This window comes from Marinobacter sp. es.042 (assembly GCF_900188315.1).
Taxonomy (GTDB): Bacteria; Pseudomonadota; Gammaproteobacteria; order Pseudomonadales; family Oleiphilaceae; genus Marinobacter.
Window position 1 is genome coordinate 311,909 of sequence record NZ_LT897781.1, and the last position, 15,923, is coordinate 327,831.

Annotated in this window: 12 protein-coding genes; 3 read left to right on the plus strand and 9 right to left on the minus strand. The window is 58.2% G+C overall.

Translation table 11 applies throughout. From position 1 onward, the window contains the following. Positions 1-42 precede the first annotated feature (42 nt). Positions 43-3,537, plus strand: coding sequence for an NAD-glutamate dehydrogenase (locus tag CFB02_RS01630; RefSeq protein WP_088556605.1), 3,495 nt, complete (start codon positions 43-45; stop codon positions 3,535-3,537). Positions 3,538-3,707: 170 nt separating this feature from the next. After that, a complete protein-coding gene (gene putA / locus CFB02_RS01635; RefSeq protein ID WP_088556606.1) occupies positions 3,708-7,337 on the plus strand; it encodes a bifunctional proline dehydrogenase/L-glutamate gamma-semialdehyde dehydrogenase PutA in 3,630 nt (1,209 codons plus the stop codon). A gap of 38 nt (positions 7,338-7,375) precedes the next feature. On the opposite strand, the gene CFB02_RS01640 is transcribed toward putA, so the two are convergent. From CFB02_RS01640 to CFB02_RS01680, 9 genes are all read right to left on the minus strand, one after another. Continuing rightward, on the minus strand, positions 7,376-8,314 hold the full coding sequence (locus CFB02_RS01640) for a biotin-dependent carboxyltransferase family protein (RefSeq protein WP_088556607.1): 939 nt from the start codon (positions 8,312-8,314) through the stop codon (positions 7,376-7,378). Beyond that, on the minus strand, positions 8,304-8,996 hold the full coding sequence (gene pxpB, locus CFB02_RS01645) for a 5-oxoprolinase subunit PxpB (protein WP_088556608.1): 693 nt from the start codon (positions 8,994-8,996) through the stop codon (positions 8,304-8,306). Before pxpB ends, CFB02_RS01640 begins: the two co-directional genes overlap by 11 nt. Continuing rightward, positions 8,993-9,727, minus strand: coding sequence for a 5-oxoprolinase subunit PxpA (locus CFB02_RS01650; protein ID WP_008173825.1), 735 nt, complete (start codon positions 9,725-9,727; stop codon positions 8,993-8,995). The genes pxpB and CFB02_RS01650 overlap by 4 nt, the downstream gene beginning before the upstream one ends. A 31-nt stretch (positions 9,728-9,758) precedes the next feature. Then, positions 9,759-11,066, minus strand: a complete 1,308-nt coding sequence (locus CFB02_RS01655; RefSeq protein WP_014577956.1) for a TRAP transporter large permease — start codon at positions 11,064-11,066, stop codon at positions 9,759-9,761. Then, on the minus strand, positions 11,066-11,584 hold the full coding sequence (locus tag CFB02_RS01660; protein ID WP_014577955.1) for a TRAP transporter small permease: 519 nt from the start codon (positions 11,582-11,584) through the stop codon (positions 11,066-11,068). The genes CFB02_RS01655 and CFB02_RS01660 overlap by 1 nt, the downstream gene beginning before the upstream one ends. Before the next feature lie 58 nt (positions 11,585-11,642). After that, complete coding sequence (locus CFB02_RS01665; RefSeq protein WP_014577954.1) at positions 11,643-12,608, minus strand: TRAP transporter substrate-binding protein; 966 nt, start codon at positions 12,606-12,608, stop codon at positions 11,643-11,645. A gap of 51 nt (positions 12,609-12,659) precedes the next feature. Then, on the minus strand, positions 12,660-13,475 hold the full coding sequence (locus tag CFB02_RS01670) for a putative hydro-lyase (RefSeq protein ID WP_053112788.1): 816 nt from the start codon (positions 13,473-13,475) through the stop codon (positions 12,660-12,662). 68 nt (positions 13,476-13,543) lie between these two features. Then, a complete protein-coding gene (locus tag CFB02_RS01675) occupies positions 13,544-14,476 on the minus strand; it encodes a LysR family transcriptional regulator (protein WP_062781561.1) in 933 nt (310 codons plus the stop codon). Between the two features lie 23 nt (positions 14,477-14,499). Then, on the minus strand, positions 14,500-15,201 hold the full coding sequence (locus tag CFB02_RS01680) for a lytic transglycosylase domain-containing protein (protein WP_062781562.1): 702 nt from the start codon (positions 15,199-15,201) through the stop codon (positions 14,500-14,502). A gap of 179 nt (positions 15,202-15,380) precedes the next feature. Here CFB02_RS01680 and CFB02_RS01685 point away from each other — a divergent pair, with 179 nt between their 5' ends. Beyond that, on the plus strand, positions 15,381-15,905 hold the full coding sequence (locus tag CFB02_RS01685; protein ID WP_088556609.1) for a shikimate kinase: 525 nt from the start codon (positions 15,381-15,383) through the stop codon (positions 15,903-15,905). The last annotated feature ends 18 nt before the right edge of the window (positions 15,906-15,923 follow it).

Here is a 15,923-nt window from a genome sequence, read left to right on the forward strand (position 1 = left end):
AATCAGCCCAGTAAGAACGTATACCAAGTCCGGAGAGTTTCGATGACCGATTCCCGCGCATTACAAAAACAAACCCTGCTGGAACAGCTTGCCGATGTCCTCCAGAACCAGGCGTCCGATAACGACGACTCCCTTGAACTCCGGGAGATCGTGGCCCGGATGGTGGAGGAGTCCCGATCCTGGGATGACGACCTCCACGGCGAACTGGTCCGGAGTTTCGGCGAGTCGATTGGCGGGCGCTATGCCCAGGTGTTCAGTGGCGGGTTTCCTTCGGCCTACCGGGCGAGGTTTCCGGTGTCAGAGGCACTTGCCGATATTGAGCAGATTCAGTCCATTGCCGTCAGCACCGATGTGCCCATGCGGTTCTACCAACCCAGAGATCCTTCCGAAACCGGATTCCACTTCAAGCTCTACAGCGAAGGCCAGCCGGTTATCCTGTCAGATGTGATTCCGATTCTGGAGAACCTGGGGATGCGGGTTCTGGGCGAGCACCCCTACCGGGTTCGTCGACGGGATGGCGAAAATTTCGGCGTCAGTGATTTTACCGTCGAACTCCACGACCGGTGCCGGCAAGCCGACCTGAGTACTGCAAGGCCGCTGATCCAGTCGGCGTTCCGGGAGATCTGGAACGGCTTTGCAGAAAACGACGATTTCAACCAGCTGATCATGCTCTGCGGCCTGAGCTGGCGGGAAGTGGCGCTGATCCGAGCCTATGCCCGTTACGTGAAACAACTGCGATTCGGGTTCAGCCAGCCGTTCATTGCAGAAACCCTGGCCCGGCATCCGGATATCACGTCGCGGCTTGTGGCGTTCTTTTTCAATCGGTTCGAGCCCGGGGTAAAAGGACGTAAGTCCAGGACAGAAAAGCTTGAGGCAGAGCTGCGGGATTCGCTGGAAGCGGTGGCGAGCCTCGATGACGACCGCATTCTGCGGCGTTTCTTCATGCTCATTCGGGCAACGCTGAGAACCAACTATTTCCAGGTCCGGGAGGATGGCGGGTTTCCGTCCTATCTGTCGCTCAAGCTGGATCCGTCGTCGATTCCTGACATACCGCGCCCAAGGCCAAAGTTCGAGATTTTTGTGTATTCGCCCCGAATCGAAGGCGTGCATCTGCGTGCCGGGCCAGTCGCGCGGGGTGGCCTTCGCTGGTCCGACCGGATTGAGGATTACCGTACGGAGATCCTTGGCCTGGTGAAGGCCCAGCAGGTCAAGAACTCGGTGATCGTGCCTGCAGGCGCCAAGGGTGGCTTCGTGGTGAAGCAGCCGCCCAGGGATGGCTCTCGGGAGGCCGTTCGTGAAGAAGGGGTTGCCTGCTATCAGACCTTTATAAGGGGGCTGCTGGATATCACTGATAACCTGGATGACGGCCAGGTGGTCCCTCCTGCCAATGTCGTTCGCTATGACAGCGATGACACCTATCTGGTGGTCGCCGCCGACAAGGGCACAGCCACGTTTTCCGATATCGCCAACGCATTGGCGGCAGAGTACAACTTCTGGCTGGGCGATGCCTTTGCCTCCGGGGGCAGTGAGGGCTACGACCACAAGAAAATGGGTATCACCGCCCGGGGCGCCTGGGAGTCGGTGAAACGGCACTTCCTGGAAAAAGGCACCGATACCCAGAGCGATGAGTTCACCGTGGTCGGTATTGGCGATATGGGTGGCGATGTATTCGGCAACGGCATGCTCCTATCCGACCGAATTCGACTTATCGGTGCATTCAATCACCAGCATATTTTTGTCGACCCGGATCCGGATGCTGCGGCCTCGTTTCGCGAGCGAGAGCGGCTTTTCAAACTGTCCGGCTCATCCTGGGCCGATTACGATACCCAGCTGATCAGCGACGGGGGCGGTGTTTTCTCCCGGTCCATGAAGTCTATTCCTGTGTCGTCGCAGATGCGCAAGGTGTTGGGCATCAAGGCACGCAGCCTGTCGCCTGCGGATCTGATCAGCGCTTTGTTGAAAGCGCCGGTAGACATGCTCTGGAACGGTGGTATCGGGACCTATGTGAAGGCGCCTTCGGAGTCCCATGAGGATGTGGGCGACAAGACCAGCGATGCGCTTCGAATCGACAGTAACGAACTGCGATGCAAGGCATTGGGAGAAGGCGGGAACCTGGGTGTTACCCAGAAGGCCCGGATCGACTTCGCCCGTCGTGGCGGCTCCGTGAACAGTGATTTTATCGATAACGCCGGTGGCGTCGACTGCTCGGACCATGAGGTGAACATCAAGATTCTGCTGAATGACCTGGTACACCGACAGCTGATGTCGCTTCCGGAGCGCAACCGGATGCTCAGGGCCATGACGTCTGAGGTGGCCGAACTGGTGCTGCGCAACAATTACCGACAGGCGATGGCGCTGAGTCTTGCCCAGAACCCCGCAGTTGCCACCGCAGACCAGTACGAACGGCTGATGCGCAGGCTGGAGACAGAAGGCAAACTGGACCGCAGTCTCGAATTTCTTCCGTCGGATGAAGAATTGCAGGCTCGCCGTGAGCACGGCGGCGGCCTGACACGCCCTGAACTGGCGGTACTGGTTTCCTACGCAAAAATTGAACTCAAGCAGGCCCTGGTCGCATCACCGATCGTCCATGACCCGCGATTCAATTCTGCGCTGCACTCGGCTTTCCCGGCCTCTCTGCTGGCCGCCTTCCCGGAAGCGGTGGGGGCCCATCCCCTGCGTGCAGAAATCTCGGCCACCCAGATTGCCAACGACATGGTAAATCGCATGGGGATCACCTGGTTTGACCGGATACGCAGCGCTACCGGGGCTGATGCTGGACGGATTGCCTCGGCCTACCTGATCTCCCTGCGAATACATGACGTAGACGCCCATTGGGAGAGTATGGAATCACTGGATGGAAAAATTGACGCCGGCGTTCAGGCAGACCTGTTCGCCGATGCCATCCGGTTGGTGACCCGAAGCACCAGCTGGCTCTTGCAGAACCGCCGGCAGGCGCTGGACCCGGTTTCCTGTATCGACCATTACCGGGCTCCCATGGCGGATGTGCTGGCTTCAAAAAGCCGACTTGAATCGGTGATTCCTGCAAGTCGCTGGTATGAACGCTATGCTGAATACTGTGAGCGGATGGTCCCGGAAGATCTTTCCGCCTGGTGCGCTTCCGCGGAAAGCCGTTACTGGCTGATGGACATGGTCGAGATCGCCCGTCAGCTGGACGAAAAGCTGGAGTCGGTGGCCTGGGTGTATTTCACGCTCGGTGAAAGCCTGAACCTGACCTGGTTGGACCGGCAAATGCGGGCCTTCCGGGCAAATGGCCACTGGCAAGTGTTGGCGACCATTCATTTCAGGGACGAGCTGGATCATCAGTTACGGAATCTCACGCTCAGCGTGTTTTCCGAGCCCGTTGATGGCGACGGAACGCCTGAGCAGCGGATTGAGGCGTGGCGGGGGAACAAGCGGATGTTACTCGCCCGCTGGGAGCGGATGCTGAACGACATGCAAGCCGCCAATGATGTGGATTGTGCCGTTTTCTCGGTGGCTCATGGAGTGCTCAGAGAGCTGGCATTGAAAGCCGCATAGCAGGACTACGACAGGCAAAGTGACCGAAAATCACGTTTTTTGGAGAAAAATATTAATTTTTTGTGATGTATTAAAGACGTAATGGCACGCTTGCCTTGAATTTATAGCGAAATAGTCTTTGTCGATCTCGGTAGAATGCCGGAGAGACAAACAACTAAGAGGGTACAACTATGAGACCGCAGCAATCACAGACGCCCGAGCTTGTCGATAGCCGGCAGGCGATTCGTGATTATTATCTCGCTGACGAGCACAAGGTTATCCACGAGATGATTGCCGGTGCCCAGTTGTCCCAGGCCGAGCGCGACGCCATTTCCGCTCGTGCGGCTGAACTGGTACGCAGCGTTCGCAAGAATGCCAAGTCCACCATCATGGAAAAATTCCTGGCGGAGTATGGCCTGACGACCAAGGAAGGCGTTGCCCTGATGTGTCTGGCCGAGGCGCTGTTGCGCGTGCCTGACAACACCACCATTCACGAGCTGATCGAAGACAAGATCACCTCCGGTGCCTGGGGCACGCACGTGGGCAAGGCGTCCTCTGGGCTGATCAACACCGCCACCGTTGCCCTGCTGATGACCAGCAACCTGCTCAAGGATTCCGAGCGCAACACCGTGGGTGAAACCCTGCGCAAGCTGCTCAAGCGCTTCGGCGAGCCGGTTATCCGTACGGTGGCCGGTCAGGCGATGAAAGAGATGGGGCGACAGTTCGTTCTGGGTCGCGATATCGATGAAGCCCAGGATGAGGCCAAGGAATACATGGCCAAAGGTTACACCTATTCATACGACATGCTGGGCGAAGCTGCCCGCACCGATGATGACGCCAAGCGTTATTACGACTCCTATTCCAACGCCATTGACAGCATTGCCAAGGCGAGCAAGGGCGATGTCCGCAAGAACCCGGGCATCTCGGTCAAGTTATCCGCCCTGCTGGCCCGTTACGAGTACGGCAACAAAGAGCGCGTCATGAACGAGTTGCTGCCGCGGGCCCGCGAACTGGTCAAAAAGGCCGCGGCTGCGAATATGGGCTTCAATATCGATGCCGAGGAGCAGGATCGTCTGGATCTGTCTCTGGATGTGATTGAGGAGCTGGTGGCGGATCCCGAGCTTGCAGGCTGGGATGGCTTTGGCGTGGTTGTTCAGGCCTATGGCAAGCGCTCCTCTTTCGTACTCGACTGGCTCTACGGGTTGGCCGAGAAGTACGACCGCAAGTTCATGGTGCGTCTGGTAAAAGGCGCCTACTGGGATGCTGAAATCAAGCGTGCCCAAGTTATGGGTCTGAACGGGTTCCCCGTGTTTACCCGCAAGGCCTGCAGTGACGTCTCTTTCCTGTCCTGCGCCACCAAGCTGTTGAACATGACGAACCGGATTTACCCACAGTTCGCCACCCACAACGCGCATTCAGTATCTGCCATTCTCGAAATGGCCAAGACCAAGGGTGTGGACAACTACGAATTCCAGCGCCTCCACGGCATGGGCGAATCCCTGCACAATGAGGTTCTGAAGGTCAGTGGTGTGCCCTGTCGCATTTATGCGCCGGTTGGCCCGCACAAGGATCTTCTGGCGTACCTGGTGCGTCGTTTGTTGGAGAACGGTGCCAACAGCTCCTTCGTGAACCAGATTGTGGACAAGCGCATCACACCGGAAGAGATCGCCAAGGACCCGATTGTCAGTGTTGAGGAGATGGGCAATAACATTTCCAGCAAGGCGATCGTGCACCCGTTCAAGCTGTTTGGCGATCAGCGTCGCAACTCCAAAGGCTGGGATATTACCGATCCGGTCACGGTTAACGAGATCGAGAAAGGTCGCGGAGCCTACAAAGACTATCGCTGGAAAGGTGGTCCGCTGATTGCGGGCGAGGTGGCCGGTACCGAAATCCAGGTGGTACGTAACCCGGCCGATCCGGATGATCTGGTTGGCCACGTCACCCAGGCCTCCGATGCTGATGTAGACACCGCGATTACCTCAGCGGGGGCCGCGTTCGAGAGTTGGTCCGCCAAATCGGCTGAAGAGCGTGCTGCCTGCGTTCGGAAGGTGGGCGACCTGTACGAGGAGAACTACGCCGAGTTGTTCGCGCTCACTACCCGTGAAGCAGGCAAATCCCTGCTGGATGCGGTTGCTGAGATCCGTGAAGCGGTCGATTTCTCACAGTACTACGCCAACGAGGCCATCCGCTATAAAGACAGCGGCGATGCCCGCGGCGTGATGTGTTGTATTTCGCCCTGGAACTTCCCGCTGGCGATCTTCACCGGGCAGATTCTGGCCAACCTCGCGGCAGGTAACACCGTGGTGGCGAAGCCGGCTGAGCAGACATCCCTGCTGGCTATTCGCGCCGTGGAACTGATGCATCAGGCGGGTATCCCGAAGGATGCCATCCAGTTGGTGCCGGGTACCGGCGCAACCGTGGGTGCAGCCCTGACCTCCGATTCGCGGGTGAGCGGCGTGTGCTTTACCGGTTCTACCGCTACTGCCCAGCGCATTAACAAGGTCATGACCGAGAACATGGCGCCGGATGCGCCGCTGGTGGCAGAGACCGGTGGCCTGAACGCGATGATCGTGGACTCCACGGCATTGCCGGAGCAGGTTGTCCGTGACGTGCTGGCGTCTTCGTTCCAGAGTGCCGGTCAGCGGTGTTCCGCCCTGCGTATGCTCTATGTGCAGAGAGATATTGCCGATGGCCTTCTGGAAATGCTCTACGGTGCAATGGAAGAGCTCGGCATCGGCGATCCCTGGTTGCTGTCCACGGATGTGGGCCCGGTGATCGACGAGAACGCTCGCAAGAAGATCGTGGACCACTGCGAGAAGTTCGAGCGCAACGGCAAGTTGCTTAAGAAAATGAAAGTCCCCGAGAAAGGCCTGTTCGTTTCGCCGGCAGTTCTCAGCGTCAGTGGTATTGAGGAGCTCGAAGAAGAAATCTTCGGGCCTGTCCTGCACGTGGCCACGTTCGAGGCGAAGAACATCGACAAGGTGGTGGACGACATCAACGCCAAGGGCTACGGCCTGACGTTTGGCATCCACAGCCGTGTTGATCGCCGTGTCGAGCGTATTACCAGCCGGATCAAGGTGGGTAACACCTATGTGAACCGTAACCAGATCGGTGCCATCGTGGGCTCCCAGCCCTTCGGTGGTGAGGGCCTCTCCGGCACCGGTCCCAAGGCCGGTGGTCCGCAGTACGTCCGTCGTTTCCTGAAAGGTGAAACGGTCGAGCGCGAGGCGGATTCCAGTGCCAGGAAGGTGGATGCGAAGCAGCTTCAGAAGCTGATCGGCCAACTGGACAAACTGAAGGCGTCCAAGCCCGAGGCCCGTATGGAGGCCATCAAGCCCATCTTCGGTGATGCTCCAGCGCCGCTGGACGCTCACGCGGAGGAGCTGCCGGGGCCAACGGGTGAGACCAACCGCCTGTCCAACCATGCCCGTGGCGTGGTGCTGTGTCTGGGACCAGACAAGCAAACCGCCCTGGAGCAGGCCGGTACCGCGTTGTCACAGGGCAACAAGGTGGTGGTGATTGCACCGGGCACCCAGGATGTGGTCGATCAAGCGAACAAGGCCGGGTTGCCGATCGTTGGCGCCGAGGGTCTGTTGGAGCCGGAAGCACTGGCAACCATCGATGGCTTCGAGGCGATAGTCAGCTGTGGCGATCAGCCCCTGCTGAAAGCCTATCGCGAGGCACTGGCCAAGCGTGATGGTGCGTTGCTACCGCTAATCACTGAGCACACGCTGGATCAGCGATTTGTGATCGAACGCCACCTGTGTGTCGACACAACGGCAGCGGGCGGTAACGCCAGCCTGATTGCCGCCTCGGAATAAGCGGCGACAATCGGTGCCAAACGCGCCCGGCGTCAGGTCTACCTGACGCCGGGCGCGCCTGTTTTCAGTCTCTGGTTAAACAGCATTCGGCGGCCTTCGGCCTCGGCAACGTCCGAGAGGAAGAAGCTCACCGATGATCCCGGCCCACGCTGGGCCAGAAGACCTGCATCCAGGGCGCTCAGGCAGCCTATTTTCGGGTAGCCTCCGATGGTTTGCCGGTCTTTCATCAAAACGATTGGCTGGCCATCTTTGGGCACCTGAATAGCACCGTAAGCGATCCCTTCCGAAATAATCCCATCCAGATCCGAATGAATCGCATCGCCCTTCAGGCGATAGCCCATGCGATCGATATTCTGGCTGATTTCGTAATCGCACGAGAAAAACTTCTCCCGCTGAACTATGGGGAAGCTCCGATACTGATAGCCGGGAATAACCCCCAGGCGCAGGTGTTGTTGATAATCGGGGACTTCCGGCTCGGGAAGAAAAGCGTCAACAAATGATGCGTTTTTCTCAAACTCCAGCGTATCGCCCTTGGCCAGTTTCGCGCCTTTGCCATCCAGGCCGCCCAGGCCCTCGCGTGCCACGGTGGCGCAACTGCCCAGCTTCATGGCTGGCTTGAATCCGCCGCTGATCGCCAGATAGGCCCGCAAGCCGCTCACGGGCGCGCTGAAGTCCAGTCTGTCACCCTTGCTGATGTGATGGGTGCGCCAGGGCGCAATGGCCTGATCATTGATACGGGCCCCCAGATCGCCGCCGGTAATCGCAATGCAGGCCTCATGGTTCGCCTTCAGGCTGAACCTGCCAAAGGTGATTTCGATCTGTGGGGCATTGAGATCATTGCCTAGCAGGCGGTTTGCCCAGAAAAATGCAAACTCGTCCATGGGGCCGCCGGTGGTCACGCCCATATGCTGATAGCCGTGTCGGCCGGCATCCTGAACAAGGGCGAGCATCCCGGGTTCGAGAACTTCAAAGCTCATCGAGGTTGCCTCCCAGCTCGAGGAATTCGTCCCGGCTTACGGCGCGAAAGCGCACCTGATCGCCTACCTGCACCAGGGCCAGAGAGTCGCTGTCCCAATCCACCATTTTCTGCGGCGTGCGGCCAATGATTTGCCAGCCACCCGGTGTGCAGCTTGGGTAGATTGCGGTTTGGGTGCCTGCGATACCGACGCTGCCGGTAGGGACTTTCAGTCGGGGCGTGGATTTCCGCGGAATGGCAATCCGCTCGTCGGTACTTCCCAGGTAGGCAAACCCCGGAGCGAAGCCGATGGCATACACCTGATAAAGCTGTTCACTATGAATCCGAACGACCTCGTCCCGGGACAGGCCGGCATGCTCGCAGACATCCTCCAGGTCCAGACCCACTTCGGGATCATAATAGACGGGCAGCTCGACGATGCGGGCAGAGTCGCCCCCGGTGGAACCATCATCCTCGGAGTCGATCGCTGCGCGCACTCTGCGGACGATGGCAAACCGGTCAGCCTGTTCCAGATCCCAGGTCACCAGAATTGAGGTGTATGAGGGGACCAGGTCAACGATGAGGTCGGACATGTCGCGCCGCAGCCGGTCCGTGGCCCGCTTGACCAGGCCCGCGGATTCCGCACCGATCTGGTCGCCAAAATACACCATGCAGGTGTTTTCGTTGACCGACTCGATCCTCATAGCGCTTCCACGACCTGTCGCATATGCCGTGCAGCGTCGACGGCATGATAGCTGTCGCCGTGAATACAGATGGTATCGGCCTTGATCGGAATAGGCTTGCCCGAGATCGAGGTGACCGTTCCTTCGCGGATAATCTGGGTGACCTGCGCCTCAATGGCTTCGGTTGTCTCGTGCACGGCACCACGAACCGACCGTTTTACCAGTCTGCCCTCGTCGCTGTAGGCGCGATCAGAGAACGCCTCGAACCAGACCTCGATGCCGTATTCGTCTGCGCGATCCTTGACCTGTTGCCAGTCCGGCGTCGCCATGACCACCAGGGGGCACTTTGGTGCGTAGGAGCGAACGGCGGACATAACCACGGACAAGGTGGTGTTATCGACCATCATCCGGTTATACAGGGCGCCGTGGGGCTTCACGTAGGAGATGGAAGTGCCATGTACCTGGCAGATGCCATTGAGCGCCGCCATCTGGTAAACCAGGATAGCCTTAAGCTCGTCCGGGCGGCAGTCCATGTCCCGACGGCCAAACCCCAGCAGGTCCGGGTAGCCCGGGTGGGCGCCGATGGTCACGTTCTGGGCCAGAGCCAGCTTGACCGTGTGGTCCATGGTCAGCGGGTCGGATGCATGAAACCCGCAGGCAATACTGGCCATATCAATGTAGGGCATGACTTCGGCATCCATGCCCTTGGTCCAGGTGCCAAAGCTCTCGCCCATGTCGCAGTTGAGTTTCATTGTGTACCTCCGAAAAACGTTGTGTCCTGCATTACCCCTGGCTCATGGTCTGGGGCAGGTAGGTGACAATCTCCGGGAACCAGCCGATCAGGAAAAGTGCTGCCATGATCAGCAGGAAGAACGGCAGGGCTGCCCGAGCCACGTACAGTATGTCTTTACCTGTCAGAGCCTGGATGACAAACAGGTTGAAGCCCACCGGGGGCGTAATCTGTGCCATCTCTACCACCAGCACAATAAAGATCCCGAACCAGAGCAAGTCGATGCCGGCCTGCTGAACCATCGGCATGACAACCGCTACGGTCAGAACCACAACCGAAATCCCGTCCAGGAAACAGCCGAGGAGGACGAACAGCACTGTCAGGCCAACCAGAAGTTCGAACGGTGACAGGGACATGCTGCCGATCCAGGCGGCCAGTTCCCGCGGAATACCCAGGAAGCCCATGGCCAGGGTCAGAAAGTGGGCACCGACGAGAATCAGGCCGATCATGCAGGAGCTTTTCACAGCGCCCAACAGGCTGTCCTTGAAACTCTGGATGCTGAGTGAACCGGTTGCGGCCGCGATGATCAGCGCGCCGAACACGCCCAGTGCAGCGGCTTCGGTTGGCGTGGCAAATCCGGTGTAGATAGAACCGAGTACGAAAATGATCAGGCCAACGATCGGAAGCAGCATCTTCAGGGCCTTGATCTTGACCGAGAACGCCAGGTTTTCCTTTTTGGTGGTTGGGAGTTGATCTTTGTTGAGCTTGGCCCAGATCATGGTGTAACCCATGAACATGGCAACCAGCATCAGTCCGGGCAGAGCACCGGCAATAAACAGGCGGCCAATGGAAACTTCCGCGGCCACGCCATAAACAATCAGAATAATGGAGGGCGGAATCAACAGCCCCAGCGTGCCGGAGCCGGCCAGGGTGCCCACCGCCATCTTGTCGCTGTAACCCTGGGCCTTCAGTTCCGGCAGAGTCATTCGCCCAATGGTTGCGGCCGTGGCAGCCGAGGAGCCGGAAACTGCCGCAAAAATGCCACAGCTCAGAATATTCACATGGAGGAGCTTGCCGGGCAGTCCGCCCATCCAGGGCGCCAGCCCCTTGAACAGATCCTCGGAAAGTCGGGTACGAAACAGAACCTCGCCCATCCAGATGAACATGGGCAGGGCCGTCAGGGACCAACTGGTGCTTGCGCCCCAGCTCGATGTGGCGAACAACAGGCCGATCTGATCATTGCCGGAGAGCAGCAGGCCCAGAACGCCAATGCCAACCAGCGTCAGAGACACCCACACGCCCACCGCGAGCATCAGGATCATCGCCACGGCCAGTACAATGGAGAGAAACGCGATATCCATTACACGTCCTCCAGGTTCAGCTCGTCTTCATGCTGCTGATAGGACGGTGTGCGCTTGCGAATCACAGCAACCAGATCGTCCAGGATGGCAATGTTGAGTGCGGTCATCCCCAGTGCAACCGGAACCTGCGGGATCCAGATGGGAACGGGAATATAGCCGTGGGAGACCTCCTCGAAAATGTAGGATTCCCAGACCATGTGCCAGCAATAGAATGTCATATAGCAGGCGAGTGCGAACCCGAAAATAAGTACGACCAGCTCCTGCCAGAATCTCGGCCGTGCCGACCACTTCTGGATAACCAGGGTGACCCGGATATGGCCGCCGTTATGAAAGGTGTAGGCAAGACCGAAGAAGGTGGAGGCTGCAAGCGCCCAGCCGGACACGTCTTCCGCTGATGGAATGATAAAGCCGAACAGGCGGCCGACGATCTGCGCCAGGATGACGACCATGATCAGGGCGATGCAGAAACCAGCAGCGTAGCCGGATGCCAGATAAAATTTCTCTCGAAGAGAGTTCATAACGGATGCCTCCCGGAACAGCCTCCCGATACTCGGGAGGCTTCCGTTGAGTGAACTTTTAGCGGTAGTTGGAGAGGATAGCGCCGACTTCTTCCGGTGCTTCCTGTTTCCACTCTTCCACCATGATGTCGCCGATCTTCTGGAGTTCGGCCATCAGTTCATCAGACGGTTCGGAGACCGTGATGCCATTTTCCGCCAGAGTGGCGGTGTCTTCCGCGGCGGTCTTGCGAACGCCTTCCCAGCCTTTGGCCTCGGCAGCAGCGGCCGCATCCAGGATCACCTGGCGCTGTTCATCGCTCAGGCGACGGAAAGCACGCTTGTTGACGACCACAACGTTCTTGGGAATCCAGGCCTTGATATCGGTGTAGTGGGAAAGGTAATCCCAGGCCTGCCCGTTGGCGCCTGTCGACGGTGAGGTGATCATGGCATCGATAATGCCGGTGCTGAACGCCTGCGGGATCTCGGGCACCTGAACCGTTGTCGGGGTTGTGTTCATCAGGTCAGCGAGACGCGAAGTGGAAGGGCTGTAAGCCCGCATCTTCAGGCCTTGCAGGTCTTCCAGGGTGTTGACCGGGGCTTTGGTATACAGGCTCTGGGCTGGCCATGGCACGGTGTAAAGCAGGGTCATGCCTTCCTTGTCCAGCTGCTTTTCGATCTGGGGCTTGGCGGCTTCCCAGAGTCTTTTGGCATCTTCGAAGCTGGTTGCCAGGAACGGAATGTTGTCGTGTTTGAACACCGGATGGGTGTTGCCCATGATGCCGATGAAGATTTCACCCAGCTGCACCTGACCGGTTCTTACTGCCCGGGGAATTTCCGGGTGCTTGACCAGGGAGGCACCGGAATGAACGGTGATGGTGAGGTCACCATCGGTGCCGTTTTTAATGTCCTCGGCAAACCCGTAGGCAATCTGGGTAGGCAGGTTGGCATCGCCGTAAGGCGTTGGCATGTGCCATTGCTGAGCCTGGACGGATGAAGTCAGCAGCGCCCCGGTAACCAGGGTGGCTGTGGCGAGTTTTTTGAACATAACGAATCTCCCGTGTTTCTGTTTTTTTATCGTTTCAGTTGAACGGCGGCTTCAGAGTACCGCCAGTTCTTCATTCAGCCGCTCGGTAAGCAGCATTTTTCCCGGTACATGGGTTATTGCGAAAGGCAGGCGAGCGTTCTCGAGGGCCAGTTGCGGGGTAACCCCGCAGGCCCAGAACAGCGGAAGTTCGCCCGGCCTGATCGTTACCGGATCTCCAAAATCAGGCTGGTTAACGTCCTCAATGCCAATGAGCGCCGGATCGCCGATATGAACCGGTGCACCGTGGGCCTTTGGCAGGCGGGTCGTAATCTGTATCGCGCGGATTGCATCCGCACCATTGAACGGGCGCATGGAGACCACCATGTTGCCACTGAACGGGCCGGCGGGCCGGGTAGCGATATTCGAGCGGAACATTGAAACGTTCCGTCCCTCGTCCACGTTCCGCACCGAGAGCCCGGCCCTGATCAAGGCATCCTCAAACGAGAATGAACAGCCCAGGACAAAGGTCACCAGGTCGTCCCGCCAGAGGCTCTTGAGGTCTGTGGCTGTCTCTGCTCGCTCGCCATTCCGGAAAACCTGGTATTCAGGCACATCGGTCCGGATATCCAGATCGTGTCCAAGGTCGGGAAGGGTCGGGTCCCCGGGTTGAGACATGCCGATCAGGGGACAGGAAACCGGGTTATTCTGACAGTATAGGAGAAAATCCCCGGCCCATTCGGACGGCAGGATGACCACGTTCCCCTGCAAGAGGCTGTTGGCCAGGCCACTTGTGGGCGCTGTGTGGGCGCCCGAACGAATGCGAGCGCGTAATTCTGAGGCCTGATCAAGCAGGTTGTTCTTGAAATCGGAATACGCACCGGTGTGCATGACGGTAACCCCTGATTGAAATTGTTTTTTACAACTAAATTTCAGGGTATACCGGCTGGTGAAAAAGTCTAATTATCGTTTTTTAGGTCTGGCGATAAGTTTTCGTGATGTGTTGTCCGGTCGTATTCGTCAGAAACCATCACACCAAGGTTTGCTGCGAGTTCGGCAATCGGGTTGAAAGGGGCACCGGAATAAGACGCGGTGAAGGCGAGCTCGGAGGGCGACCACGAGGTGTTGAGCTGGACCAGACGACCGCTTTCCAGTTCATGCTTGATCACGCTCAGCGGAAGCGTAGAGATACCAATGCCATCCAGGGTCAATTGCCGGCAGGCTGCCAGCGAACTTGAGGAATAGAAACGGGCAGGGAGTTCATCCATCTCGCTGAATTTCTGGCTGATTTCAGCAAAGGGTTTGGTGTTCCTGGCATAAGTAATGATGGGCCATTCGGCCAGCTCCTTGAGAGCCAGGAGCCGATCCGGGAGGTTGAGCTCGGGACTGGCGACCCAGATCAGTGGGAAACTGCAAAGCGCGCGGTTTTCAATTTTCGGCTCAGATACGGGCCCCATCAGGAAGGCCAGATCGAGGCTCCGGTCCAGCAAACCGGATCGGAGGTTGCCGGAGACATCCACGGTAATTTCCACATCCAGATTGGGGGCCGTTTCGTGCAGTTCCCGGAAAAAACGCGGCAGCCAGGAGTGCACAATTGTTTCGGAGACCCCGAGCCTGAGAATGCCGGAGAGCGACGCCCCCCGGTCTGCGCGCTTGCGCAGCTGCTGGGCCATGAAGACAATTTTCTCGGCATAGGGCAGCAGCTCCTGCCCCTTGCTCGTAAGCTTGCTGTGCCCGGATTCCCGCTCGAACAGCCTGACGCCAAGCTCGTCTTCAAGCGCGGCAATTCGGTTTGAAATGGCTGGCTGGGTGGTGTGCTGGTGCTCGGCGGCCTTGCGGAAGCTGCCAAGCGTTGCAACCCAGATGAAGGTCTCCAGACGCTTGAAATTCATTGGTTATCGGACCTCTGAGGGGCCTACAGAGCGGCGTAGCGCTCGTGAAGGATGCCAACCCTTTCGACATAGGCCTTTGTTTCGGCGTAGGGCGGTACCCCCTGGTATCGACTGACGGCGCCAGGCCCCGCGTTGTAGGCGGCGGTGGCCAGCCGGATGTCACCATTGAACCGGTCGAGCATCTTGGCCAGATAATGCACCCCGCCACGGATATTCTCGGCAGCCGCCAACGCGTTCCGTACACCCAGTTCTTCAGCCGTGCCGGGCATGAGTTGCATCAGCCCCTGGGCTCCCACCGGGGAGAGGGCTTTTTCATTGAAGGCCGATTCGGCGTGAATCACAGCGCGGACCAGCGCGGGATCAACTCCGAACTCCTGTGCCGCGGTCTGGATTTCTGAATTGAAGGGTTTGGTGAACAGCGGCGTTTTGCGCCAGTCGACGCTGGATTCCGGGTCGCAGGCGTAGCAGTGGAAACGGATAACGTCGAACTCGGCAGCAGCCGGCTGAATACTGCTGTAGGCAACCACGCCGTTGTCATCCGTATAGCGGTAGACGGTGTCGTTACCGCTGGAGGCTCTGGGCTGGCCGGCACTTTTTACGTTGGTGAATTCGACGGTGCCATCCGGGTGCACGATACGCTTGATGCCGTCCGCCAGGGCGGATGCGGACAGGGCAAGCACAAGAGCTGCGATGGATGGGATCAGAAGAGATCTGCCGATGTTCATTACTCACTCGCGAAAGATGCCGTCTGTGGCCGGCTTCAGGTATTCTTTGAATACCGCCGTTGGCTGAATTATACGGGCTTGCGGGTCGGAATAAAGCGCGCGCTGTGTCGTAAAAATGTTACGTTCTGCGTTTAATGCCGGCCAGTTCTCATTCTATGAAGAGGTCCCTCCAGAGCATCATGGTTAACCCGACCGACACACGCAACCTCGTTCTCATCGGCATGCCCGGCAGTGGCAAGAGCACGGTGGGTGTGCTGCTGGCCAAACGTCTGGGTTTCGGGTTTGTCGATACCGATTTGCTCATTCAGGAAGAAGCCGATCGTACTCTCCAGGCAATTGTAGACCAGGATGGCTACGAAGCCCTGCGTCGAATAGAAGAACAGGTGCTTCTCAAGCTGGATGTCCGGCACAAGGTTATCAGCACGGGAGGCAGCGCCGTCTATAGTGAACGTGCCATGGAACATCTCAAAAGCAACGGCACCGTCGTGTTTCTCGACATCCCGCTTGAACTGGTTATCGAGCGAATCGGCGATCACAGCATGCGGGGCATTTCCCGGAGGCCGGATCAATCTTTGGACGCCCTGTTCGAAGAGCGTTTTGAACTGTATTTCCGGTATGCGGACGTGACGGTGAAAGGGGAGGGTCTCAATCAGGATCAGGTCTGTGAGGCGGTGGTCGAGAGCCTTATTTCGCCGCAATACTGAACTCCAGTATTAGCTCAA